The organism is Streptomyces monticola (genome assembly GCF_042665355.1).
Taxonomy (GTDB): Bacteria; Actinomycetota; Actinomycetes; order Streptomycetales; family Streptomycetaceae; genus Streptomyces; species Streptomyces monticola.
Genome location: NZ_JBHTCF010000004.1, coordinates 537427 through 563900, shown reverse-complemented (window position 1 = coordinate 563900; position 26474 = coordinate 537427). Strand labels below are relative to the sequence as shown.

27 protein-coding genes are annotated in these 26474 nt (G+C 71.3%); 16 read left to right on the top strand and 11 right to left on the bottom strand.

Features of this window, described 5'->3' with window-relative positions:
* The first annotated feature begins 141 nt into the window (after positions 1-141).
* The 5 genes from ACFQVC_RS13665 (at position 142) to hutH (ending at position 6390) form a co-directional block, all read left to right on the top strand.
* Positions 142-1047, top strand: coding sequence for a biotin--[acetyl-CoA-carboxylase] ligase (locus ACFQVC_RS13665; protein WP_381830504.1), 906 nt, complete (start codon positions 142-144; stop codon positions 1045-1047).
* Between the two features lie 235 nt (positions 1048-1282).
* Complete coding sequence (locus ACFQVC_RS13660; RefSeq protein WP_381830502.1) at positions 1283-2404, top strand: adenylate/guanylate cyclase domain-containing protein; 1122 nt, start codon at positions 1283-1285, stop codon at positions 2402-2404.
* A gap of 222 nt (positions 2405-2626) precedes the next feature.
* On the top strand, positions 2627-3421 hold the full coding sequence (locus tag ACFQVC_RS13655) for an enoyl-CoA hydratase/isomerase family protein (protein WP_381830500.1): 795 nt from the start codon (positions 2627-2629) through the stop codon (positions 3419-3421).
* 71 nt (positions 3422-3492) lie between these two features.
* Complete coding sequence (locus tag ACFQVC_RS13650) at positions 3493-4650, top strand: GGDEF domain-containing protein (protein ID WP_381830498.1); 1158 nt, start codon at positions 3493-3495, stop codon at positions 4648-4650.
* Between the two features lie 174 nt (positions 4651-4824).
* A complete protein-coding gene (gene hutH / locus ACFQVC_RS13645; protein ID WP_381830572.1) occupies positions 4825-6390 on the top strand; it encodes a histidine ammonia-lyase in 1566 nt (521 codons plus the stop codon).
* A 112-nt stretch (positions 6391-6502) separates the two neighbouring features.
* Here the strand turns inward: hutH and ACFQVC_RS13640 are convergent, their stop codons facing one another.
* Complete coding sequence (locus tag ACFQVC_RS13640; RefSeq protein ID WP_381830496.1) at positions 6503-6763, bottom strand: hypothetical protein; 261 nt, start codon at positions 6761-6763, stop codon at positions 6503-6505.
* Positions 6764-6872: 109 nt separating this feature from the next.
* Between ACFQVC_RS13640 and ACFQVC_RS13635 the strand changes: the two genes are divergently transcribed.
* Positions 6873-7298, top strand: a complete 426-nt coding sequence (locus ACFQVC_RS13635; protein WP_381830494.1) for a hypothetical protein — start codon at positions 6873-6875, stop codon at positions 7296-7298.
* Between the two features lie 225 nt (positions 7299-7523).
* A complete protein-coding gene (locus ACFQVC_RS13630; RefSeq protein ID WP_381830492.1) occupies positions 7524-8786 on the top strand; it encodes a L,D-transpeptidase in 1263 nt (420 codons plus the stop codon).
* Positions 8787-8870: 84 nt separating this feature from the next.
* Here ACFQVC_RS13630 and ACFQVC_RS13625 read toward each other — a convergent pair whose 3' ends face one another.
* Positions 8871-9851: a helix-turn-helix domain-containing protein gene (locus ACFQVC_RS13625; RefSeq protein ID WP_381830490.1), complete on the bottom strand. Its 981-nt coding sequence runs from the start codon at positions 9849-9851 to the stop codon at positions 8871-8873.
* A 128-nt stretch (positions 9852-9979) separates the two neighbouring features.
* On the opposite strand from ACFQVC_RS13625, the gene ACFQVC_RS13620 reads away from it, so the two are divergent.
* From ACFQVC_RS13620 to ACFQVC_RS13610, 3 genes are all read left to right on the top strand, one after another.
* Positions 9980-11035 carry an NAD(P)-dependent alcohol dehydrogenase gene (locus tag ACFQVC_RS13620; RefSeq protein WP_381830488.1) on the top strand — a complete coding sequence of 352 codons (1056 nt, stop codon included), beginning with the start codon at positions 9980-9982 and terminating at the stop codon, positions 11033-11035.
* Between the two features lie 101 nt (positions 11036-11136).
* Complete coding sequence (locus tag ACFQVC_RS13615; protein ID WP_381830486.1) at positions 11137-11523, top strand: VOC family protein; 387 nt, start codon at positions 11137-11139, stop codon at positions 11521-11523.
* 126 nt (positions 11524-11649) lie between these two features.
* Positions 11650-11991 carry a hypothetical protein gene (locus ACFQVC_RS13610; RefSeq protein WP_381830485.1) on the top strand — a complete coding sequence of 114 codons (342 nt, stop codon included), beginning with the start codon at positions 11650-11652 and terminating at the stop codon, positions 11989-11991.
* Between the two features lie 115 nt (positions 11992-12106).
* On the opposite strand, the gene ACFQVC_RS13605 is transcribed toward ACFQVC_RS13610, so the two are convergent.
* The 3 genes from ACFQVC_RS13605 to ACFQVC_RS13595 all read right to left on the bottom strand — a co-directional run bounded on the left by ACFQVC_RS13605 (position 12107) and on the right by ACFQVC_RS13595 (position 14421).
* Positions 12107-12430: a hypothetical protein gene (locus ACFQVC_RS13605; protein WP_381830483.1), complete on the bottom strand. Its 324-nt coding sequence runs from the start codon at positions 12428-12430 to the stop codon at positions 12107-12109.
* Positions 12431-12535: 105 nt separating this feature from the next.
* The gene (gene msrA, locus ACFQVC_RS13600) at positions 12536-13198 is read right to left on the bottom strand and encodes a peptide-methionine (S)-S-oxide reductase MsrA (protein ID WP_381830481.1); all 663 of its coding nucleotides are present in this window, start codon (positions 13196-13198) and stop codon (positions 12536-12538) included.
* Positions 13199-13302: 104 nt separating this feature from the next.
* Positions 13303-14421, bottom strand: coding sequence for a hypothetical protein (locus ACFQVC_RS13595; RefSeq protein ID WP_381830479.1), 1119 nt, complete (start codon positions 14419-14421; stop codon positions 13303-13305).
* Between the two features lie 108 nt (positions 14422-14529).
* Here ACFQVC_RS13595 and ACFQVC_RS13590 point away from each other — a divergent pair, with 108 nt between their 5' ends.
* Positions 14530-15711 carry a cystathionine gamma-synthase gene (locus tag ACFQVC_RS13590; RefSeq protein ID WP_381830477.1) on the top strand — a complete coding sequence of 394 codons (1182 nt, stop codon included), beginning with the start codon at positions 14530-14532 and terminating at the stop codon, positions 15709-15711.
* Positions 15712-15754: 43 nt separating this feature from the next.
* Here the strand turns inward: ACFQVC_RS13590 and ACFQVC_RS13585 are convergent, their stop codons facing one another.
* The 3 genes from ACFQVC_RS13585 to ACFQVC_RS13575 are packed head-to-tail and all read right to left on the bottom strand — an operon-like array spanning position 15755 to position 17139.
* Positions 15755-16003 (bottom strand): hypothetical protein, encoded by a 249-nt coding sequence (locus ACFQVC_RS13585; protein ID WP_381830475.1) that lies wholly within the window; start codon positions 16001-16003, stop codon positions 15755-15757.
* A 28-nt stretch (positions 16004-16031) separates the two neighbouring features.
* Entirely contained in the window at positions 16032-16562 is a 531-nt protein-coding gene (locus ACFQVC_RS13580) for a sigma factor-like helix-turn-helix DNA-binding protein (RefSeq protein ID WP_381830473.1), read from the bottom strand.
* Between the two features lie 58 nt (positions 16563-16620).
* Entirely contained in the window at positions 16621-17139 is a 519-nt protein-coding gene (locus tag ACFQVC_RS13575; protein WP_381830471.1) for a MarR family winged helix-turn-helix transcriptional regulator, read from the bottom strand.
* Positions 17140-17284: 145 nt separating this feature from the next.
* On the opposite strand from ACFQVC_RS13575, the gene ilvA reads away from it, so the two are divergent.
* From ilvA to ACFQVC_RS13560, 3 genes are all read left to right on the top strand, one after another.
* Positions 17285-18514: a threonine ammonia-lyase gene (gene ilvA / locus ACFQVC_RS13570; protein WP_381830469.1), complete on the top strand. Its 1230-nt coding sequence runs from the start codon at positions 17285-17287 to the stop codon at positions 18512-18514.
* Positions 18515-18733: 219 nt separating this feature from the next.
* Entirely contained in the window at positions 18734-19723 is a 990-nt protein-coding gene (locus tag ACFQVC_RS13565) for an ATP-binding cassette domain-containing protein (protein ID WP_381830467.1), read from the top strand.
* Positions 19720-20577 (top strand): ABC transporter permease, encoded by an 858-nt coding sequence (locus tag ACFQVC_RS13560; RefSeq protein ID WP_381830465.1) that lies wholly within the window; start codon positions 19720-19722, stop codon positions 20575-20577. Before ACFQVC_RS13565 ends, ACFQVC_RS13560 begins: the two co-directional genes overlap by 4 nt.
* Before the next feature lie 90 nt (positions 20578-20667).
* Here the strand turns inward: ACFQVC_RS13560 and ACFQVC_RS13555 are convergent, their stop codons facing one another.
* Positions 20668-20952 carry a hypothetical protein gene (locus tag ACFQVC_RS13555; protein WP_381830463.1) on the bottom strand — a complete coding sequence of 95 codons (285 nt, stop codon included), beginning with the start codon at positions 20950-20952 and terminating at the stop codon, positions 20668-20670.
* A 36-nt stretch (positions 20953-20988) separates the two neighbouring features.
* A complete protein-coding gene (mca, locus tag ACFQVC_RS13550) occupies positions 20989-21861 on the bottom strand; it encodes a mycothiol conjugate amidase Mca (protein WP_381830461.1) in 873 nt (290 codons plus the stop codon).
* 143 nt (positions 21862-22004) lie between these two features.
* Between mca and ACFQVC_RS13545 the strand changes: the two genes are divergently transcribed.
* A complete protein-coding gene (locus tag ACFQVC_RS13545; RefSeq protein ID WP_381830459.1) occupies positions 22005-22409 on the top strand; it encodes a DUF4307 domain-containing protein in 405 nt (134 codons plus the stop codon).
* Between the two features lie 141 nt (positions 22410-22550).
* Positions 22551-23048 (top strand): transcription elongation factor GreA, encoded by a 498-nt coding sequence (greA, locus tag ACFQVC_RS13540; protein WP_381830457.1) that lies wholly within the window; start codon positions 22551-22553, stop codon positions 23046-23048.
* 130 nt (positions 23049-23178) lie between these two features.
* Here greA and ACFQVC_RS13535 read toward each other — a convergent pair whose 3' ends face one another.
* Positions 23179-26373 (bottom strand): tetratricopeptide repeat protein, encoded by a 3195-nt coding sequence (locus ACFQVC_RS13535; RefSeq protein ID WP_381830455.1) that lies wholly within the window; start codon positions 26371-26373, stop codon positions 23179-23181.
* Positions 26374-26474 lie beyond the last annotated feature (101 nt).

Below are 26474 nucleotides of genomic sequence, written 5' to 3'. Positions count from 1 at the left end.
CGGGATTGCGGCTCCCTGCCTGGTCACGGATGAGATGGGGACGGTGAGCTGAGGTGCGGGGACGGCTGGCTACTGACCCGTAGCGTATCGGCGCGGGCACGCCTCGGCAGTGCGGCGTTTACCACACCTAGGCTGTCTTGCATGACGCCACCGAAGTCCCCCGACACCTCGCCGAACTCGCCGTCGGGCCCCGGCCCCGACTCCTCGCCGAGCCCTTGGTCCGACCTGGAACGGCCGCCGCTGAACGCCGGTTCGCTGCGCCGCGCCCTGATCAGGCCCGGTGGTCTGTGGACCGTGCTCGACGTGCTGCCGAGCACCGGGTCGACCAATACCGACCTCGCCGCCCGTGCCGTCGACGACGCCGAGGGCGCCGTGCTCATCGCCGAGGAACAGACCTCGGGGCGCGGCCGCCTGGAGCGCACCTGGACGGCGCCCGCGCGCTCCGGGATCTTCTTCTCCGTACTCCTGAAGCCCTCGGAGGTACCGGCCGAGCGCTGGGGCTGGCTGCCGCTGCTCGCCGGGGTCGCCACCGCCACCGGCCTCTCCCGCGCCGCGGGCGTGGACACCGCCCTGAAGTGGCCCAACGACCTCCTGGTCACCGTCGACGGCGAGGAGCGCAAGGCCGGCGGCATCCTCGCCGAGCGGGCGGGCGCCGGGGACGAGGCGGGGGTGGTGCTCGGCATCGGCGTCAACGTGACGCTGGCCGCCGGGGAACTGCCCGTGCCCGGCGCCGGGTCCCTGGCCCTGGCCGGGGCCCAGGTCACCGACCGCGATCCGCTGCTGCGGTCCGTGCTGCGCTCCCTGGAGGAGTGGTACGGCGAGTGGCGGGCGGCGGACGGCGACCCCTCGGCCTGCCGCCTCCTGGAGGCCTACACCGCCGGGTGCGCCACCCTCGGCCGCCGCGTCCGCGCCGAACTGCCGGGCGAACGCACGGTCGTGGGCGAGGCCACGGCACTCGACACCGACGGCCGTCTCGTCATCGCCACGGAAGGCGGCGGCAGGGAAGCCGTGGGCGCGGGGGATGTGGTGCATCTGCGGGCGGAGTGAGCCCACGCTTTCCCGTGGCCTGTGCCGGGCGGGCCGTGTGTGGTCTCCGTGCCGGGCGGGCCGTGTGCGGTCTCCGTGCCGGGCGGGCCGTGTGCGGCCGGAAATCCTTCCCCGCGCACGGCCCGCCGAATCCGGATCGGCCCGGATCCGCAGTCCTACGTGAGGCACCCCACACCTGCCGTATCGTTGAGGCCGGTCGTTATCAGACCGCGACAGATCGGAAGGGCAACACGCAGTGACCGTCGATGACACGGGCTCAGGCACGGGCACGGACCCTGCCCCCCGGCATGCCGACGACGGCAGAAGCGACCATGCCGACGACCCCCTGGCCCTCCGCCTGGAACAGCTGATCCTGGGCGCCGACCGGCGCTACACGGCCTTCCAGGCGGCCCGCACCGCGGGCGTCTCCATGGAGCTGGCCTCCCGTTTCTGGCGGGCCATGGGCTTCCCCGACATCGGCCAGGCCAAGGCGCTCACCGAAGCGGACGTCCTCGCCCTGCGGCGCCTCGCGGGTCTGGTCGAGGCGGGCCTGCTCAGCGAGGCGATGGCGGTGCAGGTGGCCCGCTCCACCGGGCAGACCACAGCCCGTCTGGCCGAATGGCAGATCGACTCTTTTCTCGAGGGCCTCACCGAGCCCCCGGAACCCGGTATGACCCGTACCGAGGTGACCTACCCCCTGGTCGAGCTGCTCCTGCCCGAGCTGGAGGAGTTCCTCGTCTACGTGTGGCGGCGCCAGCTCGCCGCGGCCACCGGCCGGGTCGTCCAGGTCGCCGACGACGAGGAGATGGTCGACCGCCGGCTCGCCGTGGGCTTCGCCGACCTCGTCGGGTTCACGCGGCTGACGCGCCGGATGGAGGAGGAGGAACTCGGCGAGCTCGTCGAGGCCTTCGAGACCACCGCGGCCGACCTCGTGGCCGCGCACGGCGGGCGGCTCATCAAGACCCTCGGTGACGAAGTGCTCTTCGCCGCCGACGACGCGGGTACGGCGGCGGAGATCTCGCTGCGCCTGATCGAGACCATGGCGAACGACGAGACCATGCCGGAACTCCGGGTCGGTATCGCCTTCGGCACGGTGACCACGCGGATGGGCGATGTCTTCGGTACGACGGTGAACCTGGCGAGCCGGCTCACCTCGATAGCGCCCAAGGACGCGGTCCTGGTCGACGGGGCGCTCGCGGAGGAGCTGACCAGGACCGGGGACGCGCCGGCCTCCGAGGCGGAGGCGGCGGCGGAGGCCGAGCGCGCCGAGAAGGAGGGCCGCGAGCCCTCCTCGTACCGCTTCGGACTGCAGCCGATGTGGCAGCGCCCGGTACGAGGCCTCGGCGTGGTCGAGCCCTGGCTCCTGTCCCGCCGCTGACACCTTCCGGGCGGAGCGGGGCCGCCCGCCCCGGCCCCCGTCGCGGCCGCCTGCCCGCGGCCCGGTCCTAGCCCCCTGGGCCCAGGGGCCGTACCGGAGACCGGACACCCCTGCCCCGTGGCAGCACCCCCCGGAGCCCTGCCGGGTATTGGCCCGGGCCGTCGGGGCTGACATGATCCGTCGGTAATGGTAACGGTCGTTAACCAAAGGGGCGGAGGCGCCATGTCCGAGCAGCGGTTCGGGGAACACGTCGTCATCAAGCGGCACGAGCACGTCGCCGAGTTCGTGCTCGACCGGCCGAAGGCCATGAATGCCGTGTCCAGCGCGATGGCGCGCTCCATCGCCGCGGCCTGCGACGCGCTCGCCGACGACAAGGACGTCCGTGCCGTCGTCCTCACATCGAGCAACGAGCGCGCCTTCTGCGTCGGCGCCGACCTCAAGGAGCGCAACTCTCTTTCCGACGCCGAGTTGGTGCGCCAGCGGCCCACCGCACGGGCCGCCTACACCGGCGTACTCGACCTGCCCGTGCCGACCGTCGCCGCCGTGCACGGCTTCGCGCTCGGCGGTGGCTTCGAACTCGCCCTTGCCTGCGATGTGATCGTGGCCGACGCCACCGCCGTCGTCGGACTGCCCGAGGTGTCGGTGGGCGTGATCCCCGGCGGCGGCGGTACGCAGCTGCTGCCGCGCAGGGTCGGGGCCGCAAGGGCCGCGGAGCTGATCTTCAGTGCGCGCCGTGTGGAGGCCGCGGAGGCACGGGAGTTGGGGCTCGTCGACCAGCTCGTGGCGGCCGGCGGCGACCGGGACGAGGCACTGGCCCTGGCCGCGCGCATCGCCGCGAACTCACCGGTCGGACTGCGGGCGGCGAAGCGTGCGCTGCGCCTCGGGCAGGGGCTCGACCTGCGGGCGGGCCTCGAGGTGGAGGACGCGGCCTGGCGCTCGGTGGCCTTCTCGGGCGACCGCGCGGAGGGCGTCGCGGCCTTCGCGGAGAAGCGGAAGCCGGTGTGGCCCGGGGAGTGAGCCGTCGTCGCCGGTCACGGAACGTAAGGGGTGGTTCGGCGAAAACGGGTGAAACTCCCTAGCCTGGTGGGATGGCTGAGGAGGAGGAAGACCGGCTGCGGTCCGTGGTGGCCCTCGCGCAGGCCATGGCCGCCGCCCACACGCCGCGCGAGTCCTGGTGGGCCGCCGCGCAGGGTGCGCGGCGGGCGCTGGCCGGGAGCTTCGCCGCGCTGTCCGTGTGGGAGCGCGAGCGCGGCCGCCTCCGGGTCCTCGTCAACGCGGGCGAACGCGCCCCGGGCGAGGAGGAGTTCCCCGAGGACGAGGCCTATCCCGTCCACCAGTTCCCGGAGATCACGGAGTTTCTGCACGAGCGCTGGGCCGGCGGCGGCGAGCCCAACGCCTGGGTGGAGACGGCTGCGGGCCCCCAGGCGAGCGGCAGCGCCGGGTACTGCCACCAGCGGGTGGCCGCACTGCGCCGCCGTGGCCGCGGCTGCTGTGTCGTCGCGCCGATCGTGCTGCACGGCCGCGCCTGGGGCGAGCTGTATGTGGCCCGGCCCGTGGGCGCCGCCGTGTTCGGCCGTGCCGACGCCGACTTCGCGACCGTACTCGCGGCCGTCATCGCCGCCGGGATCGCCCAGACCGAGCGTCTTGAGGAGGCCCGGCGGCTCGCCTTCACCGACGCCCTCACCGGCCTCGCCAACCGCCGTGCCGTCGACGCACGCCTCGACGAGGCCGTGGAGCGCCACCGCGCCGACCCGGAGGGTGTCGTGGTCTCCCTCGTCGTGTGCGACATAAACGGGCTCAAGCGGGTCAACGACACCCGTGGCCACGCCGTCGGCGACCGGCTGCTCGAACGTTTCGGCTCGGTCCTCTCGCTCTGCGGCGCCATGCTGCCCGGAGCGCTCGCGGCACGGCTCGGGGGCGACGAGTTCTGTCTCCTCTCCGTGGGCCCCTCCGCCGACGAGGTGGTCCGGGTCGCGGATGAACTCTGCGTACGCGGCGCCGATTTGGAGCTCGGCGAGGGCGTCGCGTGCGGAGTGGCGTCCACGGGGGACCGGATCGGGCCCGTGCGCTCGGCGAGGCGGCTCTTCCGGCTGGCCGACGCGGCGCAGTACCGGGCGAAGGCGGCCCGGGCGGCCAAGCCCGTGGTGGCAGGCCGCGACGGGCCCGACGACCCGGTGGTGCGGCTCGCGGACGAGCCGGGGCCGGTCGCGCAGAGCGGGGAGCGCCGCCGTTTCCGGGGGCGGTAGGCCCCTGGCCCCGGCCGCCTCGGCAGGCCCGTGAGCCCGTGAGCGCCGGGCCCCGGCGACCCGGCGACCCGGCGACCCGGCGACCCGGCAAGCATCGACCCCGGTAAGTCGCGGGCTCCTTCGAACCCGCCCGTGACACCTAACGATTCAGTCCGTACGCTGCTGAATATGGATATGCACACTGTGGATACCGTGGACGCCGCGCACACCGTGGTCCTTGGTACGTCGGGGACGAGCGCCGCGGATGTCATCGCCGTGGCCCGTGGCGGTGCCCGTGTCGAGCTGTCGGCCGACGCCGTGGCCGCGCTGGCCGCCGCCCGCGAGATCGTCGACGCCCTGGCCGCCAAGCCCGAGCCCGTCTACGGCGTCTCGACCGGCTTCGGCGCGCTCGCCACCCGGCACATCAGCCAGGAGCTCCGCGCCCAGCTGCAGCGCAACATCGTCCGCTCGCACGCCGCCGGCATGGGCCCGCGCGTGGAGCGCGAGGTCGTCAGGGCCCTGATGTTCCTGCGCCTGAAGACGGTCTGCTCCGGGCACACCGGCGTACGCCCCGAAGTCGCGCAGACGATGGCGGATGTGCTCAACGCCGGGATCACCCCGGTCGTCCACGAATACGGCTCGCTCGGCTGCTCCGGCGACCTCGCGCCGCTCTCGCACTGTGCCCTGACGCTCATGGGGGAGGGCGAGGCCGAGGACCGCGACGGCACCGTCCGCCCGGCCGGCGAACTGCTCGCCGAGCACGGCATCGCCCCCGTCGAGCTGCGCGAGAAGGAGGGCCTCGCGTTGCTCAACGGCACCGACGGCATGCTCGGCATGCTGCTCATGGCCCTCGCGGACCTGGAGCGGCTCTACGTCAGCGCCGACATCACCGCGGCCCTCTCCCTGGAGGCCCTGCTCGGCACCGACAAGGTCCTCGCGCCCGAGCTGCACGCCATCCGCCCGCACCCCGGCCAGGCCGCCGCGGCCGCCAACATGCTGAAGGTCCTTGCCGGTTCGGGCCTCACCGGCCACCACCAGGACGACTCGCCGCGCGTCCAGGACGCCTACTCGGTGCGGTGCGCCCCGCAGGTCGCGGGCGCGGGCCGGGACACTCTCGCGCACGCCCGTCTGGTGGCCGAGCGGGAGCTGGCCGCCGCCGTCGACAATCCGGTGGTCCTGCCCGACGGCCGGGTCGAGTCCAACGGCAACTTCCACGGCGCCCCGGTGGCGTACGTCCTGGACTTCCTCGCCATCGCAGCCGCCGACCTCGGCTCGATCGCCGAGCGCCGTACGGACCGGCTTCTCGACAAGAACCGTTCCCACGGCCTGCCGCCGTTCCTCGCGGACGACGCGGGCGTCGACTCGGGCCTGATGATCGCCCAGTACACCCAGGCCGCCCTGGTCAGCGAGATGAAGCGGCTCGCGGTCCCGGCGTCGGCCGACTCGATCCCCTCGTCGGCCATGCAGGAGGACCATGTCTCCATGGGCTGGTCGGCGGCGCGGAAGCTGCGGACCGCGGTCGACAACCTGGGGCGGATCGTGGCGGTCGAGCTGTACGCGGCGACGCGCGGCATCGAGCTGCGCGAAGGCCTCCAGGCGGCGCCGGCTTCGCGCGCGGTGATCGCCGCCGCGCGGGCCGCCGGGGTTCAAGGGGCCGGTCCCGACCGGTACTTGTCGCCCGATCTCGCCGCGGCCGAGGCGTTTGTGCGCGGTGGGGGACTGGTCGAGGCCGCGGAGTCGGTGACGGGTCCGCTGGCCTAGGAGGGGCAATCGCCGGAGGGGCCGGGTCTTCCCGGCCCCTCCGGAAAGAGACCTCTTACGGAAGTCCTCTTACGGAAGTCCTCTTACGGAAGTCCTCGTAACGGAAGACCCCTTACGACAGCCGCGCCCGCCGCGCCGAGTACGCCACGAAGCCGAGGCCCGCGCCCAGGAACAGCATGCCGCCGACCGCGTAGGGCGTGGTGTCCACCGGGGGGCCCGTTTCCGCGAGGCGTGGCTCGGAGGCGGACCGTGCCGCCGGGTGCTGATCCTCATGCCGGTCCGCCGTCGCGTTCGCGGAGGGGACGAACCACAGGGCGCCGAGTACGGAGGCGGCGGCGGTGGCGGTGAACAACGAGCGACGTGCGGCGGACACGGGATCGATCCCCCTTGTGGTGCTGGCGATTTGGCCGTGTGAGCCGATGCTAGTGAAAGCCGCGGGTCGCGGGAAAGTCGGGAGGGGCCGGCGGCTTACGCTCCGTCGTATGAGCACTCCTGAGACATCCCGTTATGTGCGCCTCCGGGTTGAACTGGTCCTGGACATCACCGACTCCGACGGCCTGACCAGCGCCGCTCTGGAGCGGATCGGCGAGGACGAGTACATGCCCGACGAGGAGCGCACCCACGCCGCGACCGCCGTGCGGGAGGACGACGCCGAGGCCCTCGCCTATCTCGTCGACCCGTTCGACCTCGTCTCCGATGTGCCGGGCGTCGAGCTCGCCCAGGCGTCGTGGAGCAGCGAGCCGGTCGACTTCGACCCGGACGCCGACGACTGGGACGCCGACGATGAGGACGAGGACGAGGACGGGGACGGCGACGAGGACGGCTACGAGGAGGAGGACGAAGGCGCCAATGACGCCGACGACGACGAGCGCGGGGACGGTGAAGGGGGCGCTTCGCGCGGGGCGTAACCTCGAAGAGTGCGGACCCTGGACGGCGCGGCCGCCCGGGGTTCCGTCATACGCGGCCGACCTGCTAGAACGGCGGCCGAGAGGCGAATGACGTGGTGTTCCCCACATCTTCCGCACCTTTGGAACCGGACGCACCGGCAGGGGTGTTCTAGGGAAGGTGGGGGGTACTCAGCCACTCCGCCTGTTTCGGGGGACTCTCGGGGATTTCGTGGGGATTCGGCAACGATGGAGAAGCGTGTGATGACGGACAGCAAGCGGCGCAGGGGCCTGATAGCCGTGTCCGCACTGCTCGGCGGCGTACTGGTGCTCTCTGCCTGTAGCAGCGATGACGGTGACAAGGCGGCCGACGGCGGCAAGAAGTCGCAGGCCGAGGCCGACGAGGCGGCCGCCAAGGACGCGTCGGCTGCCCGAATAAAGATCACGCCCAAGGACGGCGAGAACAAGGCCGGCATCAACAACGCGGCCCGGGTCACCGTCAGTGAGGGCAAGCTCACCGCCGTCACGATGAAGACCTCCGAGGGCACCGCCGTGGCGGGCACGATCTCCGCCGACAAGAAGAGCTGGAAGCCCGACGCCCAGCTGGAGCGCGCGACCACCTACAAGGTCACCGCCGCGGCCAAGGACTCCGAGGGCCGCGAGGCGCACGAGAACGCCTCGTTCACCACTGTCTCGCCCGACAACAGCTTCATCGGCAACTTCACGCCCGACGACGGCAAGGAAGTCGGCGTGGGCATGCCGGTGTCGATCAACTTCGACAAGGCGATCACCGACAAGAAGGCCGTCCAGTCCGGCATCAAGGTCAGCTCCAGCAGCGGCCAGGAGGTCGTCGGCCACTGGTTCAGCCCGAACCGCCTGGACTTCCGCCCGGAGGACTACTGGAAGGAAGGCTCCACGGTCACCCTGAAGCTGAGCCTCGACGGCGTCGAGGGCGCCGACGGTGTCTACGGCGTGCAGCAGAAGACCGTCACCTTCAAGATCGGCCGTAACCAGGTCTCCACCGTCGACGCCAAGACGAAGACGATGACGGTCACGCAGGACGGCAAGACCGTCAAGACCATCCCGATCTCCGCGGGCGCCCCGGACAACCCCACGTACAACGGCCAGATGGTGATCTCCGAGAAGTTCAAGGAGACCCGGATGAACGGCGCGACGGTCGGCTTCACCGACGACGACGGCAAGGGCGAGTACGACATCAAGGACGTGCCGCACGCCATGCGTCTGTCGACGTCCGGCACCTTCATCCACGGCAACTACTGGGGCGCCAAGTCGATCTTCGGCTCGGCCAACACCAGCCACGGCTGTGTGGGCCTCGCGGACGCCAAGGGTGCGAACGACTCCAAGACGCCGGGCTCCTGGTTCTACGACAACTCGCTCATCGGCGACGTGGTCATCGTGAAGAACTCCCCGGACAAGACCATCAAGCCGGACAACGGCCTCAACGGCTGGAACATGGACTGGTCCGAGTGGAAGGCCGGCTCCGCCGTCTGACCCTCGCCCCACGGCCGCCGAGCGGGCCCGCACCGATCCGTCGGTGCGGGCCCGCTCCCGTTCACACGGGCGCCGTACCCCGGTTCACACGGGCGCCGTACCCCACGAGTTGAGCAGCCGCAGCGACTCCTCGGAGTGCGAGCCGGGCTCCGCGTGATAGGTCACCAGGGACTGCTCGTGGGTGTCGGGCAGCGTCAGCGTCTCGTACGACAGGGTCAACTCGCCCACCACCGGGTGGTGCAGGCGCTTCGTGCCGTGCCGTTTGCGCTGCACCGTGTGCGCGGCCCACAGCCGCCTGAAGTCCTCGCTCTTCACCGACAGTTCACCGACCAGGGCGGACAGCTCCTTGTCGTCCGGGTAGCAGCCGGCTTCCAGGCGCAGGAAGCTGACCACCTCCACCGCCTTCGCCTCCCAGTCCACATACAGCTCGTGCGCGGCCGGGGCGAGGAAGATCTGCCGGGCCATGTTGCGCTCGTCCGGGCCGAGCGCCGCGAAGTCGCCGAGCAGGGCGCAGGCCATCCGGTTCCAGGCGATGATGTCCAGGCGCCGCCCCAGGACGTACGCGGGCACGCCCTCCATCGCGTCGAGCAGATGCTGCAGCTGCACCCGCACGTGCTGCGGCCGCGCGGACGGCTTCTTCTTCTTGCGCACCAGCTTGGGCTTGGCCAGATGCGTCAGATGCGCCTGCTCGTCCTCGGTCAGCTGCAGGGCGCGGGCGATGGCGTCCAGGACCTCGCCCGACACGTTGTTGCCGTGGCCCTGCTCGAGCCGGGTGTAGTACGCCACCGACACCCCCGCCAGCTGCGACAGCTCCTCGCGCCGCAGGCCCGGCACACGGCGCCGGTTCCCGTAGTCCGGCAGACCCACGTCGGCGGGCTTGAGACGGGCCCTGCGGGTCCGCAGGAACTCGCTGAGCTGGGCTTCCGCGGAGTGCCCCGCCACGGGCGTGACGCCGCTGCCAGGGCCTTCGGCGCCGCTGCCGGGGCGGTCGGTGCCTGTGCCGGGGCGGTCGGTGCCGGGGCGGTCGGTGCCTGTGCCGGGGCGCGGGGTGTCGAGAGGGGCCATGACGTCCAGTATCGAGGCCCGCCGCCGGACGGGCGCGGCCGAGCCTGTCCTTGCCAGTGGTAGGCACGGCAGACGTAGGTACGACAGAGGCCTGGGTAGCGGTCCCGCGCCCCGGCAGGCTTGCTGCCATGACCACCACTGCACCGACGTCCGTCGCCGCCTACGCCGCACCCTCCGCCAAGGCCCCGCTGGAGCGCACCACCGTGCCGCGGCGCCCCGTGGGCGAGCACGACGTTCTGATCGACATCAAGTACGCGGGCATCTGCCACTCCGACATCCACCAGGCCAGGGACGGCTGGGGCGAGGGCATCTTCCCGATGGTGCCGGGCCACGAGATCGCCGGCGTCGTCGCCGAGGTCGGCCCCGGCGTCACCAAGTACGCCGTCGGCGACCACGTGGGCGTCGGCTGCTTCGTCGACTCCTGCCGCGAGTGCGCGTACTGCCGGCAGGGCCTGGAGCAGTTCTGCACCCAGGGCATGACCGGTACGTACAACGCCCTCGACAAGAACGGCGAGCCCACCTACGGCGGCTACTCGACGCACCTCGTCGTCGACGAGAACTACGCCGTCCGCATCCCCGACGGCCTCGCCCTCGACATCGCCGCACCGCTGCTGTGCGCCGGCATCACCCTCTACTCGCCGCTGCGGCACTGGAACGCGGGCCCAGGCAAGAAGGTCGCCGTCGTCGGCCTCGGCGGTCTCGGGCACATGGGCGTGAAGATCGCGCACGCCCTCGGCGCCGAAGTGACCGTCCTGTCGCAGTCGCTGCGCAAGAAGGACGACGGTCTGCGCCTGGGCGCCGACCACTACTACGCGACCAGCGACCCGGCCACCTTCGAGACGCTCGCCGGCACCTTCGACCTGATCGTCTCCACGGTGTCCGCGCCGCTGAACATGGACGCCTACATGGGCCTTCTGAAGGTGGACGGCGCTTTCGTGAACGTCGGGGCGCCCGAGGAGCCCAACGCCCTCAACATGTTCTCCCTCATCAACGGCCGCAAGACGCTTGCCGGTTCGATGATCGGCGGTATCGCGGAGACCCAGGAGATGCTGGACTTCTGCGCCGCGCACGGCCTCGGCTCGGAGATCGAGGTGATCAGGGCCGAGCAGATCAACGAGGCGTACGAGCGGGTCCTGGCCAGCGATGTGCGCTACCGGTTCGTCATCGACACAGCGACCATCTGACGAGAGGGGCCCCGTCCTGGGCCCTAGGCCGGATTGCCGATGGTGGATACAGGTACGCCCGCATAGCGTTCCTCGGGACAGCGGAAGTGGAGGGAGAAACCATGTCCATCGAGCTGAACCACACCATCGTCACCGCCCACGACAAGAAGGCCTCAGCGGCCTTCCTCGCCGAGCTGCTCGGCCTCCAAGTGGGCGCGCCTTACGGCCCGTTCATCCCGGTCGAGGCCGACAACGGCGTCACTCTCGACTACATGGAGAGCGACGGCGGAGAGATCACCTCGCAGCACTACGCGTTCCTGATCTCGGAGGACGAGTTCACCGAGATCTTCGGCCGCATCCAGGCCGCGGGCATCGAGTTCTACGCGGACCCGGGGCACCAGCGCGCGGGCGAGATCAACACCAACGACGGCGGCAGGGGCGCGTACTTCTCCGACCCCAACGGTCACAACATGGAGATCTTCACGCGCCCCTACGGCAGCGGCTCCTGAGGCCTTTCGGAAGGGACTTAGGGCACCCGATCCAGGTCTTTCGGGTGCCCCGTCGGCCCCTCGCTCCCCGTACGAATGAGAGGTCCTCGCCTCAAGACACCCGTACGGATACAGGAGCACCGCCCGATGAAGGTCCAGTCCCGCTTCGCCCTCGCCGGTGGTCTGCTCGCCGCCGGCGCGCTGCTGACCCTGACCGGGTGCGACAACGGCGCCAAGAAGGGCCAGGACACCCCGTCTACCCCGCCCGCCTCCACGGCCCCGTCCAAGTCCGCCGAGCAGCGCGGCCGTGAGACCGGCCGCGACGCGGAGGAGAAGGGCCGGGAGATCGGCCGCGAAGCGGAGAAGAAGGGCCGTGAGGCCGGCCGCGAAGCGGAGGAAAAGGCCCGCGAGAAGGCGCGTGAGGCCGAGCAGAAGGGCCGGGAGACCGGCGAGAAGTGGCGCGAGTACGGCGAGAGCCACCGCGGCTGACCGTCCGCGGACCGGACCGGACCGGACCAGCCGGCCAGTCCGCGCCGGCCAGTCCGCGCCGACCAGGACCGCGCCGGATCGCTCCGGCCGGTCCGCGCCGTTCAGACCTCGTCCGTCAGAAGGGGAACCCGTCGCTGTGGAAGACGGCGAGGTTCGCCGTGGCCAGGACGAGGAGCAGTCCGGCGGAACGCATGCCGCCCGCCACGTCCCGTGGCGGTCCGGCGGCCATGGTGTGCAGGAGACCGCCGGTGAAGGGCGGCCACGCGGCGAAGTAGAGGTACCAGCCGACGCGCTCGGCGGACGCTCCGTCGACGAAAGCGCTCAGGGCCATCGCCACCGCGGCGAGCACCCCGGACGCAAGCCACCACAGATCACGTACGCGGAACTTCTCGCCCCGGCCCTCCCGGCCCTCCTGGCTCTTCCGATCCGTGAACGTCATGTCCGCCCCCGAATATGAACCGGCCCCGAACTGCCCCCGTTGCAGGGGCAGTCGGGGCCAGTGAATCATGAGGCGCCGGGCCACTTCGACAGGTGACCGCGAGCATCACCCCTCAGCCTTGGCCACCCCGATCGGGCAGGAGACGCCCGTGCCGCCGATGCCGCAGTAGCCGGCCGGGTTCTTGTCCAAGTACTGCTGGTGATAATCCTCTGCCACGTAGAAGGGCCGGTCGTCGGCCGGGAGGATTTCCGTGGTGATCGTGCCGTGGCCCGAGGAGGTCAGGACCTTCTGATAGGCCTCGCGGGACGCCTCCGCCGCCGCGGCCTGCTCGGGGGAGTGGGTGTGGATCGCCGAGCGGTACTGGGTGCCGACGTCATTGCCCTGGCGGAAGCCCTGGGTGGGGTTGTGGCTCTCCCAGAACAGCTTCAGGAGTTCCGTGTACGAGACGGCCTCGGGGTCGAAGACGACGCGGACGGCCTCCGTGTGACCGGTCAGGCCCGAGCAGGCCTCTTCGTACGTGGGGTGCGGGGTGTACCCGCCCTGGTAGCCGACCAGCGTCGTCCAGACCCCGGGGGTCTGCCAGAACTTGCGTTCCGCGCCCCAGAAGCAGCCGAGCGCGAAGTCGGCCACCTCCAAGTGCTCGGGGTAGGGGCCGAGCAGCGGGTTGCCCAGGACCGTGTGGCGCTCGGGCACGGCGTAGGCCCGCTCCGGGCGGCCGACGAGGGCCTCCTCGCGGGTCGGCAGGACGGGCGTACGGCCGAAGAGCATCTGGTCCTCCAGAGGGCACGGGCAGGGGTCGCGGATGGTTCAACGTACGAGCGGCCGCGCGGATTCCTCAGCGCGGCGGCGGAGCGGCGGCGGCCGTCAGGGAGTCACTGCGGGAGCGTCGCCGGAGTGCCGCCGTTCGCCTCGTACCCGGCGACCGCGAGCGCCCGGAAGACCGCGTACTCCGCGGCCGGGTCGGGGGAGAGGGTCCACGGCAGTGCGCCCACGTGCCCGTCGACCGCGACCAGCTGGTGCATGGCCTCGCCCCAGCGCTCGGAGCGGACCAGGAAGTAGACGAGGAGATGGCGTACGTGGGCGAGCATCGGGTCGTCGGGGCGGGCCGAGTGCGCCGCGAACTGCGCGCCCTCGACGGCCTTGCGGACCACTTCGCTCTCCCAGAAGCTGCGGACCAGATTCACCTCGGGAAGGTGCTCGAAGACCGCGAAGAGGGGCAGGGCGGAAAGCAGCGAACCCCGGGGGGCGCGGGCCGCGGCCGCCTCCGCGAACTCGTAGGCCTGCACGCGCGAACCGTGCCACTTCTCGCTGTAGTACGGCAGCGCCGCCAGGTGCGCGCCCATGTGCTGGGGCGCGCGGTCCAGGATCTTCAGCCACAGCTGGTCGAACTCCGTACGGGAGTACGCGAGACCGCGCGCGACGGCCAGTTCCGTGATGTACGGGACGGGGTCGCCGGGGGCCAGGAGCGCCGCTTCCGCGCAGGCCGCCTTGGCCTCCTCCAGGATGATGCGGTACTCGTCCGTGCCCGGCATCGACGTGCGGAACGCCTGCTGCACGAGGAACTCCGCGTGCACCTGCGCGCCGCCCGCGTCCTTGGGCGACTCCGCCCGCCACACCCGCAGCCACTGCCCGCCGGGAGCGTCGCTGACCCCGCCGGGCCGCTCGGCCAGCTCAAGGGAGGCCGCACCGGCGAAGGCCTGTACGCGCTGCAGCCGTACCTCGCCCTCCTTCTCGGTGCCGGCGAGCAGCTGCGACGCGTACTTCCAGTCCTGGGACCGCTGCACCACGTCGAGGACGTCGAGAAGATCCTGGTCGGGGCCCGGCATCCGGATGTCGAGCTCCTCCTGGCGCGCGAAGCCGTAGTTCGCCGGGTCCGCGGCGTCCGGCGAGCCCGGGGCCGCCAGGCGGATACCGCCGCGACGGCGGAACAGGAACGGACCGAGAGCCGCGCCCAGCATGAGGAAGGCCAACAGGACCCAGAGAATCTCCATGCCTACAAGCGAACCAGACTGCCACGGCAAACGGCCAACCCGCGGAAGTTGCCGTGGCCTGGCCGAACCTCGACCGGCCCCGTGCCGCCCCGGCTACGCTCGGGCCGCATGACCGACACGCACAGCAGTGACAGCAACGGCCTCACCGACAGCGGCCGGAGCTTCGAGACGCTCGCCATCCACGCGGGCAACACCGCGGACCCCCTGACCGGCGCCGTCGTCCCGCCGATCTACCAGGTGTCGACCTACAAGCAGGACGGCGTCGGCGGCCTGCGCGGCGGCTACGAGTACAGCCGCAGCGCCAATCCGACCAGGACCGCGCTGGAGGAGAACCTGGCCGCCCTGGAGGGCGGGCGGCGCGGGCTCGCCTTCGCCTCGGGCCTCGCCGCCGAGGACTGCCTGCTGCGGACGCTGCTCACCCCCGGCGACCACGTGGTGATCCCCAACGACGCGTACGGCGGCACCTTCCGGCTCTTCGCCAAGGTCGTCTCGCGCTGGGGCGTCGAGTTCTCCGTCGCCGACACCAGCGAGCCGGCCGCGGTCCGTGCCGCGCTCACCGACCGTACGAAGGCGGTCTGGGTGGAGACGCCCTCCAACCCGCTGCTCGGCATCTCCGACATCGCGGCACTCGCGGCGGTGGCGCGGACGGCGGGCGCGAAGCTGGTCGTCGACAACACCTTCGCCAGCCCCTATCTGCAGCAGCCGCTCGCGCTCGGCGCGGACGTGGTGGTGCACTCGACCACCAAGTACATGGGCGGTCACTCGGACGTGGTCGGCGGCGCCCTCGTCGTCAACGACCCGGAGCTCGGCGACGAGTTGGCGTACCACCAGAACGCGATGGGCGCCGTGGCCGGGCCCTTCGACGCGTGGCTTGTCCTTCGCGGCATCAAGACCCTTGCGGTACGCATGGACCGGCACAGCGAGAACGCCACCCGGATCGCGGAGATGCTCGGCACGCACGCGCGCGTGACGCGGGTTCTCTACCCGGGCCTGCCCGGCCACCCGGGCCACGAGACCGCCGCCAAGCAGATGCGGGCCTTCGGCGGCATGGTGTCGTTCCAGGTCGAGGGCGGCGAGGAGGCGGCCGTGGAGGTCTGCAACCGCGCCAAGCTGTTCACCCTCGGTGAGTCGCTCGGCGGCGTCGAGTCGCTGATCGAGCACCCGGGCCGGATGACCCACGCCTCCGCGGCGGGCTCGGCGCTCGAGGTGCCCGCCGATCTCGTACGCCTCTCCGTGGGCATCGAGTCCGGCGACGACCTCCTCGCGGACCTGCGGCAGGCGCTGGGGTAACCGGCTTACGGGGTGCGGGAGTTCGGGCCCGCACCCCCGCGCTCTACCAGCCGTCGAGCGGCGGTGTCGTCTCCGAGGGCGGCACCACCCAGGGCTGTGCCACCGACGCCCACACCGCGAACGCCACCACCGCGACGAGCAGCAGCAGCCACATCAGCCGCCGTATCGCCGCCCGCCGCCGGCCGAGCCGGGCGCCGCGCCGCATCGCCTCGGCGCACAGGTTGGGCGGCACGGTGGGCGTCGGCCCGTCGAGCAGCCGTCTGACCTGCTCCTCCTTGCGGTCGGATGTCATGAACGCGGCTCCTTCTCGCGGTCGGGCGTCATGACGGCGCCACCGTCACCGCGGGCGGTGACGCCCCTTTGCCGCCAGGGGCGCCCGGGGGCGGGGCGCTCAGAAGCACCGCCATCGACCGGAAGCAGATCGTCCGGACACGTTCCACGGGCAGCCCGAGCAGCGCGGCGGTCTGTTCCTCGGCGACGCCCTCGCAGAGCCGCAGCACCACGATCAGGCGCTCCTGCGGGCCGAGGGCGGAGAGCAGTCCGCCGCGGCCGCGGTGCGAGCGCCAGGCGGAGTGGGCGAAGCGGGCGGCGAGCTCCTGCCGGGTGCGGTCGTAGGGGTCCTCGCCGCGCAGCCGGTCCCAGGAGGCGTAGGTGCCGGCGAGTGCGGCAGTGAGCAGGCGGCGTGCCCGCGGGTTGGCCTCGGGCGGTTCGCTGGTCAGCAGGGTCGCGGCATGCAGCAGCCGCCCTGCCGCGCCCGCGACGAAGGACTCGAACTCACGGGCCCGGCGGGCGTGTTGACGTATCCGCCGGAGGGACGGACTCCGGACCGCGTCTGCCTGCCGTTCTCGCACCGCGCCTCCCGTTGACCGGGGACCCTGATTTCATCTAGGGGGCAGCGCGGGCACGAGGTCAAGAGGTCGGCGGCACCTCGTCCGCACCGGAGCCGCCCGCCTGGCGGGCGGAGAGCGCGGCGTTGAAGCGCGTGAGGAGCGTGCAGAACGCCTCGCGCTCCTTGGGGGCCCAGTCCTCGGTCAGCTGGGCCATCAGCTCACGGCGCGAGGAGCGCACCTCGTCCAGGCGGGCCTGGCCGCGCGGCGACAGCTGGAGCACCACGGCGCGGCCGTCCTCCGGGTGCGAGGTCCGCTTGACCAGGCCGGACTCGACGAGCGGCGCGACCTGCCGGGTGACCGTCGACGAGTCGATCCCCATGCTCGCGGCGAGCGCCTTGACGCCCATGGGGCCTTCTTTGTCGAGGCGGTTGAGCAGGAGGTACGCGGCGCGGTCCATGGAGTTGCGCACCTGGCCGACGCCGCCGAGCCGGGTCTGCTCCGCGCGGCGGGCGAAGACCGCGACCTCGTGCTGGAGGTGGTCCAGGAGGCTGGGATGACCGGACTGCGGATCGGTCGTCATGTCCGAAGGTGTGGGCATGGCCGGAGGCTCACTTCATGCGTAGTCGGCGGGTTGGGGGACAGGGTACGCGGCCGTGGGCCCCCTCGTACCTGCGCTGCGTAAACCCGTGGCCGCCCGACGCCCCCTCGAGCCGTGCCCTGTGAGGACTGGGAGACTTGAGGTCATGAGCTACAGCACGGCTGACTCCTTGCCCACGGTGACCCTGGACGATGTGCGCGGGGCGCAGAAGATGCTCTCCGGCATCGCCCGGATCACGGCGATGGAAGGCAGCAGGCATCTGTCGCAGCTGGTGGGTGCGCCGGTCCACTTCAAGTGCGAGAACCTGCAGCGCACCGGGTCGTTCAAGCTGCGTGGCGCGTATGTGCGGATCGCGGGTCTGATCGCCGAGGAGCGGGCCGCGGGGGTGGTCGCGGCCAGTGCGGGCAACCACGCGCAGGGCGTGGCGCTGGCGTCGTCGCTGCTCGGTGTGCGGTCCACGGTCTTCATGCCGAGCGGCGCCCCGCTGCCGAAGATCGCGGCCACGCGTGAATACGGCGCGGAAGTGCGTCTGCAGGGGCAGGTGGTGGACGAAACCCTGGCCGCCGCGCAGGAGTACGCGCGCGAGACGGGCGCCGTCTTCATCCACCCCTTCGACCACCCCGACATCGTCGCGGGCCAGGGCACGGTGGGCCTGGAGATCCTGGAGCAGTGCCCCGAGGTGCGGACCATCGTGGTGGGCATCGGCGGCGGCGGGCTCGCAGCCGGCATCGCGCTCGCGGTCAAGTCGCTGCGCCCCGACGTGAAGGTGATCGGCGTGCAGGCGGAGGGTGCGGCGGCCTATCCGCCCTCGCTCGTGGCGGGCCGTCCGGTGGCGATCGAGAACCCCTCGACGATGGCGGACGGCATCAAGGTCGGCCGCCCCGGCGATGTGCCCTTCAAAATCATTGGCGATCTCGTGGACGAGGTCCGTACCGTCTCCGAGGACGCGCTCTCGAGTGCGCTGCTGCTCTGCCTGGAGCGGGCCAAGCTCGTCGTCGAACCGGCGGGCGCGAGTCCGGTCGCGGCGCTGCTGAGCGAGCCGGAGTCGTTCGAGGGTCCGGTGGTCGCGGTGCTCACCGGCGGCAATGTGGACCCGCTTCTGATGCAGCGCATCCTGCGTCACGGCATGGCGGCGGCAGGCAGGTATCTGTCCCTTCGGCTGCGTCTTACCGACCGGCCGGGCGCCCTGGCGACGCTTCTCGGGGTGTTGTCAGTGGTGGATGCCAATGTGTTGGACGTGAGCCATGTCCGGACCGACCCGCGCCTTGGGCTCACGGAGGCGGAGGTCGAGCTGCATCTCGAGACAAAGGGCCCGGAGCACTGCGCCGAGGTGCGCGGCGCGCTGCAGGAAGCGGGCTACACGGTCATGACCTGAGCGGTGAGTACGGGGGTGGGGAGTGCGCACAGGTACGAGGAAGCGCGGACAGTCGCGATATAGGTCGCGGTGGGTACACCCGCTTCCGGACGCCCGTCTCTTGAGTAAACGCGATACATCGCGTTATGGTGTGGGCCTCGCGAGCCCTCTGTCGGGCGGAACAATCCCGGCAAATCTAAAATCTGCTTAGGAAATCACCCAAACCCTGGGAGAACCCACATGCCAGGCGCCATCTACGCCGAAGGGCTGGTCAAGCACTTCGGTGACGTAAAGGCTCTGGACGGCGTCGATATCGACGTCCCCGAAGGCACCGTCCTGGGCCTGCTCGGTCCGAACGGCGCGGGCAAGACCACCGCGGTCCGCTGCCTGACCACCCTTCTCACCCCCGACAGCGGCAAGGCGGTCGTCGCCGGTATCGACGTCCTCAAGCACCCCAACGAGGTGCGCCGTTCCATCGGCCTGTCCGGCCAGTTCGCGGCGGTCGACGAATACCTCACCGGCCGCGAGAACCTCCAAATGGTCGGCCAGCTCTACCAGATGAGTGCCAAGGCCGCGAAGCAGCGGGCCGGTGAACTCCTCGAGCAGTTCAATCTCGCGGACGCCGCCGACCGACCCTCCAAGACGTACTCCGGCGGTATGCGCCGCCGGCTCGACCTCGCGGCCGCCCTGGTCGTCAGGCCGCCGGTGATGTTCATGGACGAACCCACCACGGGGCTCGACCCGCGCAACCGGCAGGGCCTGTGGGAGGTCATCAAGGACCTCGTCGACGGAGGCACGACGCTGCTCCTGACCACCCAATACCTCGAAGAGGCCGACCACTTGGCGCATGACATCTGCGTCGTGGACCACGGCCGGGTGATCGCCCGCGGCACCTCCGACCAGCTCAAGGCCCAGACCGGCGGCGAGCGCGTCGAGGTCGTCGTGCACGACCGCGACCGGATCGCCACGGCCGAGGAGATCCTGCGCGGCTTCGCCAAGGGCGGCGGCGGCACCAAGGTCGAGGAGCACACCCGCAAGCTGACCGTCCCGGTCGCCGGCGGCGCCAAGCTGCTCGCCGAGGTCATCCGTGAACTGGACGCCCGCGGCATCGAGATCGACGACATCGGCCTGCGCCGCCCCACCCTGGACGACGTGTTCATCTCGCTCACCGGCCACGCGGCCGAGGCGGAGGACGCGACGGGCGACGCCGACAAGGAGGACGCGAAGTGAGTGCCGTAACCGACACGGTCAGGCCCGGGGCGCCGGTGGCCGGCGGCGGCATCGCCGGGTCCATCAGAGACTCCCTGGTCGTCGCGAAGCGCAATCTGATCCGGATGATGCGGATTCCGGAGATGATCATCTTCGGTCTCATCCAGCCGATCATGTTCGTGGTGCTGTTCACCTACGTGTTCGGCGGATCGATCCAGGTCGGCGGCTCGCTCTCGTCGCAGGACTACAGAGAGTTCCTGATGGCGGGCATCTTCGCCCAGACCGTCACGTTCGCCACCGCGGGCGCCGGTGCGGGTATCGCCGACGACATGCACAAGGGACTGATCGACCGCTTCCGTTCGCTGCCCATGGCGCGTGGCGCGGTGCTCACCGGACGCACCCTGGCCGACCTGGTGCAGACGGCGCTCACTCTGGTGGTGCTCGCGGGCGTCGCGCTGCTCATCGGCTGGCGCACCCATGAGAACTTCGGCAAGATCCTCGCGGGCTTCGGCCTGCTGCTCCTGCTCGGCTACGCGTTCTCGTGGATCGGCGCCCTGATCGGTCTGGTGGTGCGCACGCCGGAGGCCGCGACCTCGGGCGGACTGATCTGGCTGTTCCCGCTGACGTTCATCTCGAACGCCTTCGTGGACTCCAACAACCTGCCGACGTTCTTCCGGCACATCGCCGAGTGGAACCCGTTCAGCACCACGGTCCAGGCCTGCCGCGAGCTGTTCGGCAACCTGCCGCCCGGCTTCAAGACCCCGGACGCCTGGCCCATGCAGCACCCGGTCATCGCGTCGATCCTGTGGTCGGTGCTGATCCTGGTGGTCTTCCGGACCCTCGCCGTCCGCAAGTACCGCTCCGCCACCGCCTGAGGCGACGGCACGACAGCAGTACGAGTGCGGCACGACAGCAGCACGACGAGAGGCCCCGGTGCACCGTGCACCGGGGCCTTCGCCGTGCCGCTACTTCTTCTCGCGGCCCTCGGCGGACGCGGATCCCGAGGACGCCGGCGCTGCGGGCGCCGTCCCCTCGGCCGCCGGCGGGGCCGCCGGGTCCGGGGCCTCCTTGAAGTTCACCCGACCCATGTGCCGGTTCATCGACTTCATCAGCAGCCATACGCCGACGGCGAGGGCCGCGAACACGATGAAGCCGAGGACGCCGGGGGTCACCTTGTCCTCGTCGATCTCCTTGGCCAGAGGGACGAGGTGCGTCATTGCCAGGCTCGCGCTTGCGCTCATGTCAGACATTGTCCCTCAGGGCTGTCAGGCCCCGGTGAAGAGGGGCTACCGGATGCCCGCGAACAGGTCGTCCTCCGGCAGCGACGTGTCGACGAGCGACTTCGCCAGCTCGTACTCCTCCGTCGGCCAGACCTCCCGCTGGATCTCCATCGGGACCCGGAACCAGCCGCCGTCGGGGTCGATCTGGGTGGCGTGTGCGATCAGCGCCTTGTCCCGGATCTCGTAGAAGTCCGCGCACGGGACATGCGTGGTCAGGGTGCGCTCGACCCGCTCGAACTCGTCCCAGCGCTTGAGCCAGTCCCCGTACGGCGACTCCATGCCGCGCTCAAGGAGGGCGTGGTGCAGGGCCTCCGTGCGGGGGCGGTTGAAGCCCTGGTTGTAGTAGAGCTTCTGCGGCTGGAAGACCGGTCCGAACTCGCTCTCGGGGAACTTCTCGGCGTCGGCCGCGCCCTCGAAGGCCACCATCGAGATCTTGTGGGTCATGATGTGGTCGGGGTGCGGATAGCCGCCGTTCTCGTCGTACGTCGTGATCACCTGCGGACGGAACGAGCGGATCTGCCGCACCAGTTCTCCGGCCGCCTTGTCCACGTCCTCAAGGGCGAAGCAGCCCTCGGGCAGCGGCGGCAGCGGGTCGCCCTCGGGCAGACCCGAGTCGACGAAGCCCAGCCAGGACTGCTTGACGCCGAGAATCTCGCGCGCCTCGTCCATCTCCTTGCGGCGTACCTCGTGGATGTTCTCCTCGATGTACTTGTCGCCCTGGAGCTTCGGATTGAGGATGGAGCCCCGCTCGCCGCCCGTGCAGGTCACCACGAGCACGTCCACCCCCTCGGACACGTACTTGGCCATGGTGGCCGCGCCCTTGCTCGACTCGTCGTCGGGGTGGGCGTGGACGGCCATCAGTCGCAGTTGCTCTGTCAAGACTCGATCCTCATGTGTTCGGCGCCCTCGGTCGAAGGGCGGCCCTCGGTCATCCGGCGCTTCGGGGGGCTTCTATAGTGACCGAATCGGGGTCGGGATAATTCCCCGGGCCCCGCAGCGGGGCCGAGCCGGAGAGGACGATCATGAGCGCGGTACGGGAGCAGCTGCCCGAAGGGCGGTACGGCCGCTCCGCGGACGCCCGCGCCGACCGCAAGCTGAAGATCGTCGGATCGGTCCTCGGCGTACTGCTGCTCGCCGTGGTCGGCTGGATCGGCTACGACTACATCTCCGGCAAGAGCGCCTTCAGCGGCGAGATGATCAAGTTCAAGGTGACGTCGGCGGAAGCCGTGGACGTCCACATGGAGATCCGTAAGGACGCGGAGGCCACCGGCGTGTGCACGCTGCGTGCGCTCGCGGAGTCCGGTGCCGAGGTCGGCCGCAAGGACTTCACCTTCGACCAGCACGAGAAGCTGGTCAACGAGGTGGTCACGATCCGCACGACCCAGCGGGCCACCGCCGTGGAGTCGGTCTCCTGCGAAGCCCGCTGAGCGCGGGGTCACGGACCGGGAGCATTACCTCCTCCCCCTTTTCTGCCTGAATTGTTAGGCTCGTGGTTTCGCCCATCCATAAGGGAACATCCTTCTGGGTAGGGCGATGCTTTGTATTCCCAGTACCGACGAGGAGCACCTGTGACCCAGACCAGCGACAACGTCACCTGGCTGACCCAGGAGGCGTACAACCAGCTCAAGGCAGAGCTGGAGTACCTGTCTGGTCCCGCGCGCGTCGAGATCGCGAAGAAGATCGAGGCCGCCCGCGAGGAGGGCGACCTGCGGGAGAACGGCGGGTATCACGCAGCCAAGGAGGAGCAGGGCAAGCAGGAGCTCCGGGTGCGCCAGCTCACCCAGCTCCTCGAGCACGCGAAGGTGGGTGAGGCCCCCGCCGACACCGGTGTGGTGGCCCCCGGCATGGTCGTGACGATCGCCTTCGACGGTGACGAGGACGACACCCTCACTTTCCTGCTCGCCTCGCGTGAGTACGCGTCCGAGGACATCGCGACCTACTCGCCGCAGTCGCCGCTCGGCGGTGGCGTGAACGGCAAGAAGGTCGGCGAGGAAGCGGAGTACGAACTCCCCAACGGCAAGACGGCGATGGTGAAGATCCTCGACGCCAAGCCGTACCAGGGCTGACCGCCCGCTCGTCCTTGCCCGTGCCCCGGCACCCGGGTTCCGCCCGGTGCCGGGGCACGGTCATGTCTGCCATCTCTGCCATCTCTGCCATCTCTGTCATGTCTGCACGGTCATGCCGTGGCAGCCATGGCTACGCCGCGACCGGCACCCCCATGACCTCCCGGGCGTGGCGGCTCGGGACCATGCCGAGGCGCCAGGCCTGCCAGCCCGCGTCCAGCTCCACGCCGCGGTCGAGCATCAGGGCGTAGGTCGCGAGGTACTCGGTGAGTTTGGTGTCGCGGGTCGGGTGGACGGCGCGGGTGAGCTGGGCCAGCTCCTCCTGGGCGACGGCCGTGCCGATCTCCGAGCCGCCGGGTGAGGCGTACGGCAGGAGCGTGCAGCGCAGGAAGCGGGCCCAGTCCTCGCCACGCCGGTCGCCGTAGGAGACGAACAGCTCGGCCGCCTCGTCGCAGAGCGCCAGGGCCTGCTGGGAGCGGGCGTTGCCGGCGTCCACCACCGCAAGCTCCAGACAGGTCCAGGCCTCGCCGTGGGCGACGCCGATGCGCTGGAAGTCGGCGCGCGCGTCCTGGAGCAGCTGGCGGGCGAAGCCGGAGTTGCGCAGCGAGCCGGTGCGGGCGGCGCTCTGGTCGCGGGTGACACGGCCCGAGTGGTGGCGGGCGCAGGCCAGTCCGTACACGTCACGCATCCGCGAGAACATCGTGCGGGCCCGCTCCAGGTCGCGTACCGCCTGGTCGAGGTTGCCGGTCTCCTCCAGGGACTGGCCGAGGTAGTACAGGGTCCAGGCCTCGCCGCGCGCGTCCTCGTTGTCGCGGTGGCGTGAGACCGCCTGCCGCAGGCCGTCCACGGCCGCCGACGGGTCGCCGTCGACGAGCCGCGCGCGGGCCAGCTGGGTCAGCGCCCAGGCCTCGCCGCGCGGGTCGCGGGTGCGGCCGTACAGATCGAGGGCCGCCCTCAACTCGCCTTCCGCGCGCGGTACATCACCCATGCGCAGACAGAGCTGGCCGAGCTGGAAGTGCGCCCAGGCCTGGCCGTGCACCGACTCGCTGTCCTGGTGCAGGGCCTGGGCCGTGGTCAGCAGGTCGAGGGCCTCGGCGACATGGGCGCGGTCGCGTTCGACGGCCGCGAGTGCGTGCAGGGTCCAGGCGCGGTCACCGGCGAGTTCCTCCGCGCTCTGCAGTTCGAGCGCCTCGCGCAGCTTCGTCGCGGCCTCGGTGAGCTGGCCCTGGTGGTGCAGGGTGATGCCGAGGGAGCCGAGGGCGCGGGCCGCGCCCGCTTCGTTGTGGGCCTCGAAGTACAGGTCGACGACGGAGGAGAGGGTCGTACGCGCCTTGTCGAGCTCGCCGAGCTGGCGGGCGGCGATACCGGTGCGCCACTGCACGGAGCGGCCGAGCAGACCCTGGTCGACGGCCTGCGTCAACTCGCTGATCTCGCCCAGGCGGTAGAGGTCGCCGCGCAGCAGGCAGTAGTCGCACAGGGCGCCGAGGAGATTCAGTACGGCCTGTTCGTCGACGCCTTCCGCGTGCCGCAGGGCCGCCGTGATGAAGCTCGACTCGTCGTCGAGCCAGCGAAGGGCGGCGTCGAGCGAGGTGAAGCCGTGCGGCCCGAACTGGTCGGCGCGGGTGGAGGTCTTGCCGTCGACCAGGCGGATCACCGAGTCCGCGAGCTCCGCGTAGCTGGCGATCAATCGTTCCTGCGCGGCGGTGCGTTCGGCCGGCTCCTCCTCGTCCTGGAGGCGGGCGGAGGCGAAGGACCGCACCAGGTCGTGCAGGCGGTAGCGGCTGCCGCGGACGTGGTCGACCAGGCCGGCGTGGGCCAGGGCGGTCAGCTGGCGGCCCGCCTCGCGTTCGTCGGAGCCGAGGAGCGCGGCCGCGGCGGCCGCGCCGAGGGAGGCGCGCCCGGCGAGCGCGAGCCGGCGCAGCAGGCGCCGGGCCGGGTCCGGCAGATCGGTGTAGCGCAGCCACAGGACCCGCTCGACCGGGTCGATCGGGCCGTATGCCGCGAGGTCGGTGGCGAGGCGGCTCGCGGTGCGCGGCCCGAGTGCGGAGCCCGCTATCCGCAGGGGCAGCGGCAGGCCGCCGCACAACTCCCTGATCCGGTCGGCGGCTTCGGCGTCGTACGGATCGGAGGGGTCCTCCGCCGCTTCCTTGAGCAGCTCTTCCGTGCCCGCCGCGTCCAGGGGCCGCACCGGCAGCTGGTGCACCCAGGCGGGCAGGTCGTCCGGCAGGTCGAGCGGGGTGCGCGAGGTGACCAGGACCAGGCTGTCGGAGCGGTCGGGGACGAGGGTGCGCACCTGCTCGGCGTCGCTCGCGTCGTCCAGGACGACCGTCACCGGCAGTCCGGTCAGATGCTGGTGGTACAGCTCGGTGAGCCGCTTCAGCTGCTGGTCCTGCGCCGAGCGCTCCCGGAAGAGCAGCTGCTCGCGCGGGGCGCCGAGGCGGTTGAGGAGATGCAGGAGCGCGTCCCGGGTCGAGCGTGGCTGCTCCGTCGGGCTGTCACCGCGCAGGTCCACGAGGCAGGCGCCGCGGAACTGGTCGCGCAGGGCGTGCGCCGCGCGGATCGCGAGGGTGGAGCGGCCCGAGCCGGGCGCGCCGTGCAGGACCACGACCGTGGGCCTGGTCTCGGTGGAGGCGCGGGCGGCGTGCACCCACCGGCCGATCTGCGCCAGGTCCTGCCGCCGGCCCGCGAACGGGCCCTCGGGTTCTGGAAGTTGGCCGAAAGACTTCTCCAGGACGCTTCTGCGCCGGGCCGCCGCGCTCTTGTCGGTACGCCGCAGCGGCACCGGCTTCTTGCCGCCGGAGCCGGTGCTGGCGGCCACCACGCGCTGCTGGTCGAGATAGGGGCGGATACCGCGCACTTCGAGGGCGGTGAGCCACTGCAGGCGCAGCTGCTCGGGTCCGCCGGGCTGGCCGAGCGCCCCGGCCCGCTGGTGGGCGGCGGGCAGATGGGTGGCGGTGACCTTGCCGACGGTGGCCGCCGCGCCCGCCACGGCCACGACCGCGCCGGTGCCCACCGCGGTGCCCGCGCCGGTGCCGAAGCCGAGGTCGGCGACGGCCGCCGCGACGGCCGCGACCAGGGTGACCAGGGCGGGCGTGGGCGCCTCCCGGCCGAGCCGCTCACCGAAGGTCTCCCGGCCCGCCTCCGCCTCGTCCACCGCGCGCGCATAGGCGGCGTACTCCTCGGCGGCCGTCCCGGCCATGGCGTCCAGGGCGCCGCGCGCCCGGCTCAGGAGGATATTGCCGTCGGTACGGCCACCGGAGCGGCGTACCTCCTCCTCCACGGCCCGTGCCAACAGCCGCTCGGCTTCGGCCCGATGGCTGTCCCGCATGCGCGTCCCCCTCCACCTGCGTCGGTCATCGCACCAAGTGTCCTGCGTACACGGCGAGTACGCGAGGGAGTCGGCCGATCACGTGAGGCGCGGGGGTGGGA

Excerpts from the sequence above, each read along its gene's own strand:
- ACFQVC_RS13585 (WP_381830475.1), bottom strand. The coding sequence starts at position 16,003 with ATGACATCCGACCGCAAGGAGGAGCAGGTCAGACGGCTGCTCGACGGG.
- ACFQVC_RS13625 (WP_381830490.1), bottom strand. The coding sequence starts at position 9,851 with ATGGCCCCTCTCGACACCCCGCGCCCCGGCACAGGCACCGACCGCCCC.
- ACFQVC_RS13565 (WP_381830467.1), top strand. The coding sequence starts at position 18,734 with ATGCCAGGCGCCATCTACGCCGAAGGGCTGGTCAAGCACTTCGGTGAC.
- ACFQVC_RS13665 (WP_381830504.1), top strand. The coding sequence starts at position 142 with ATGACGCCACCGAAGTCCCCCGACACCTCGCCGAACTCGCCGTCGGGC.
- ACFQVC_RS13615 (WP_381830486.1), top strand. The coding sequence starts at position 11,137 with ATGTCCATCGAGCTGAACCACACCATCGTCACCGCCCACGACAAGAAG.
- ACFQVC_RS13620 (WP_381830488.1), top strand. The coding sequence starts at position 9,980 with ATGACCACCACTGCACCGACGTCCGTCGCCGCCTACGCCGCACCCTCC.
- hutH (WP_381830572.1), top strand. The coding sequence starts at position 4,825 with ATGCACACTGTGGATACCGTGGACGCCGCGCACACCGTGGTCCTTGGT.
- msrA (WP_381830481.1), bottom strand. The coding sequence starts at position 13,198 with ATGCTCTTCGGCCGTACGCCCGTCCTGCCGACCCGCGAGGAGGCCCTC.
- ACFQVC_RS13590 (WP_381830477.1), top strand. The coding sequence starts at position 14,530 with ATGACCGACACGCACAGCAGTGACAGCAACGGCCTCACCGACAGCGGC.
- ACFQVC_RS13635 (WP_381830494.1), top strand. The coding sequence starts at position 6,873 with ATGAGCACTCCTGAGACATCCCGTTATGTGCGCCTCCGGGTTGAACTG.
- ACFQVC_RS13655 (WP_381830500.1), top strand. The coding sequence starts at position 2,627 with ATGTCCGAGCAGCGGTTCGGGGAACACGTCGTCATCAAGCGGCACGAG.
- ACFQVC_RS13610 (WP_381830485.1), top strand. The coding sequence starts at position 11,650 with ATGAAGGTCCAGTCCCGCTTCGCCCTCGCCGGTGGTCTGCTCGCCGCC.
- ACFQVC_RS13605 (WP_381830483.1), bottom strand. The coding sequence starts at position 12,430 with ATGACGTTCACGGATCGGAAGAGCCAGGAGGGCCGGGAGGGCCGGGGC.
- ACFQVC_RS13535 (WP_381830455.1), bottom strand. The coding sequence starts at position 26,373 with ATGCGGGACAGCCATCGGGCCGAAGCCGAGCGGCTGTTGGCACGGGCC.
- ACFQVC_RS13555 (WP_381830463.1), bottom strand. The coding sequence starts at position 20,952 with ATGTCTGACATGAGCGCAAGCGCGAGCCTGGCAATGACGCACCTCGTC.
- ACFQVC_RS13650 (WP_381830498.1), top strand. The coding sequence starts at position 3,493 with ATGGCTGAGGAGGAGGAAGACCGGCTGCGGTCCGTGGTGGCCCTCGCG.
- ACFQVC_RS13575 (WP_381830471.1), bottom strand. The coding sequence starts at position 17,139 with ATGCCCACACCTTCGGACATGACGACCGATCCGCAGTCCGGTCATCCC.
- ACFQVC_RS13545 (WP_381830459.1), top strand. The coding sequence starts at position 22,005 with ATGAGCGCGGTACGGGAGCAGCTGCCCGAAGGGCGGTACGGCCGCTCC.
- ACFQVC_RS13630 (WP_381830492.1), top strand. The coding sequence starts at position 7,524 with ATGGAGAAGCGTGTGATGACGGACAGCAAGCGGCGCAGGGGCCTGATA.
- ilvA (WP_381830469.1), top strand. The coding sequence starts at position 17,285 with ATGAGCTACAGCACGGCTGACTCCTTGCCCACGGTGACCCTGGACGAT.
- ACFQVC_RS13595 (WP_381830479.1), bottom strand. The coding sequence starts at position 14,421 with ATGGAGATTCTCTGGGTCCTGTTGGCCTTCCTCATGCTGGGCGCGGCT.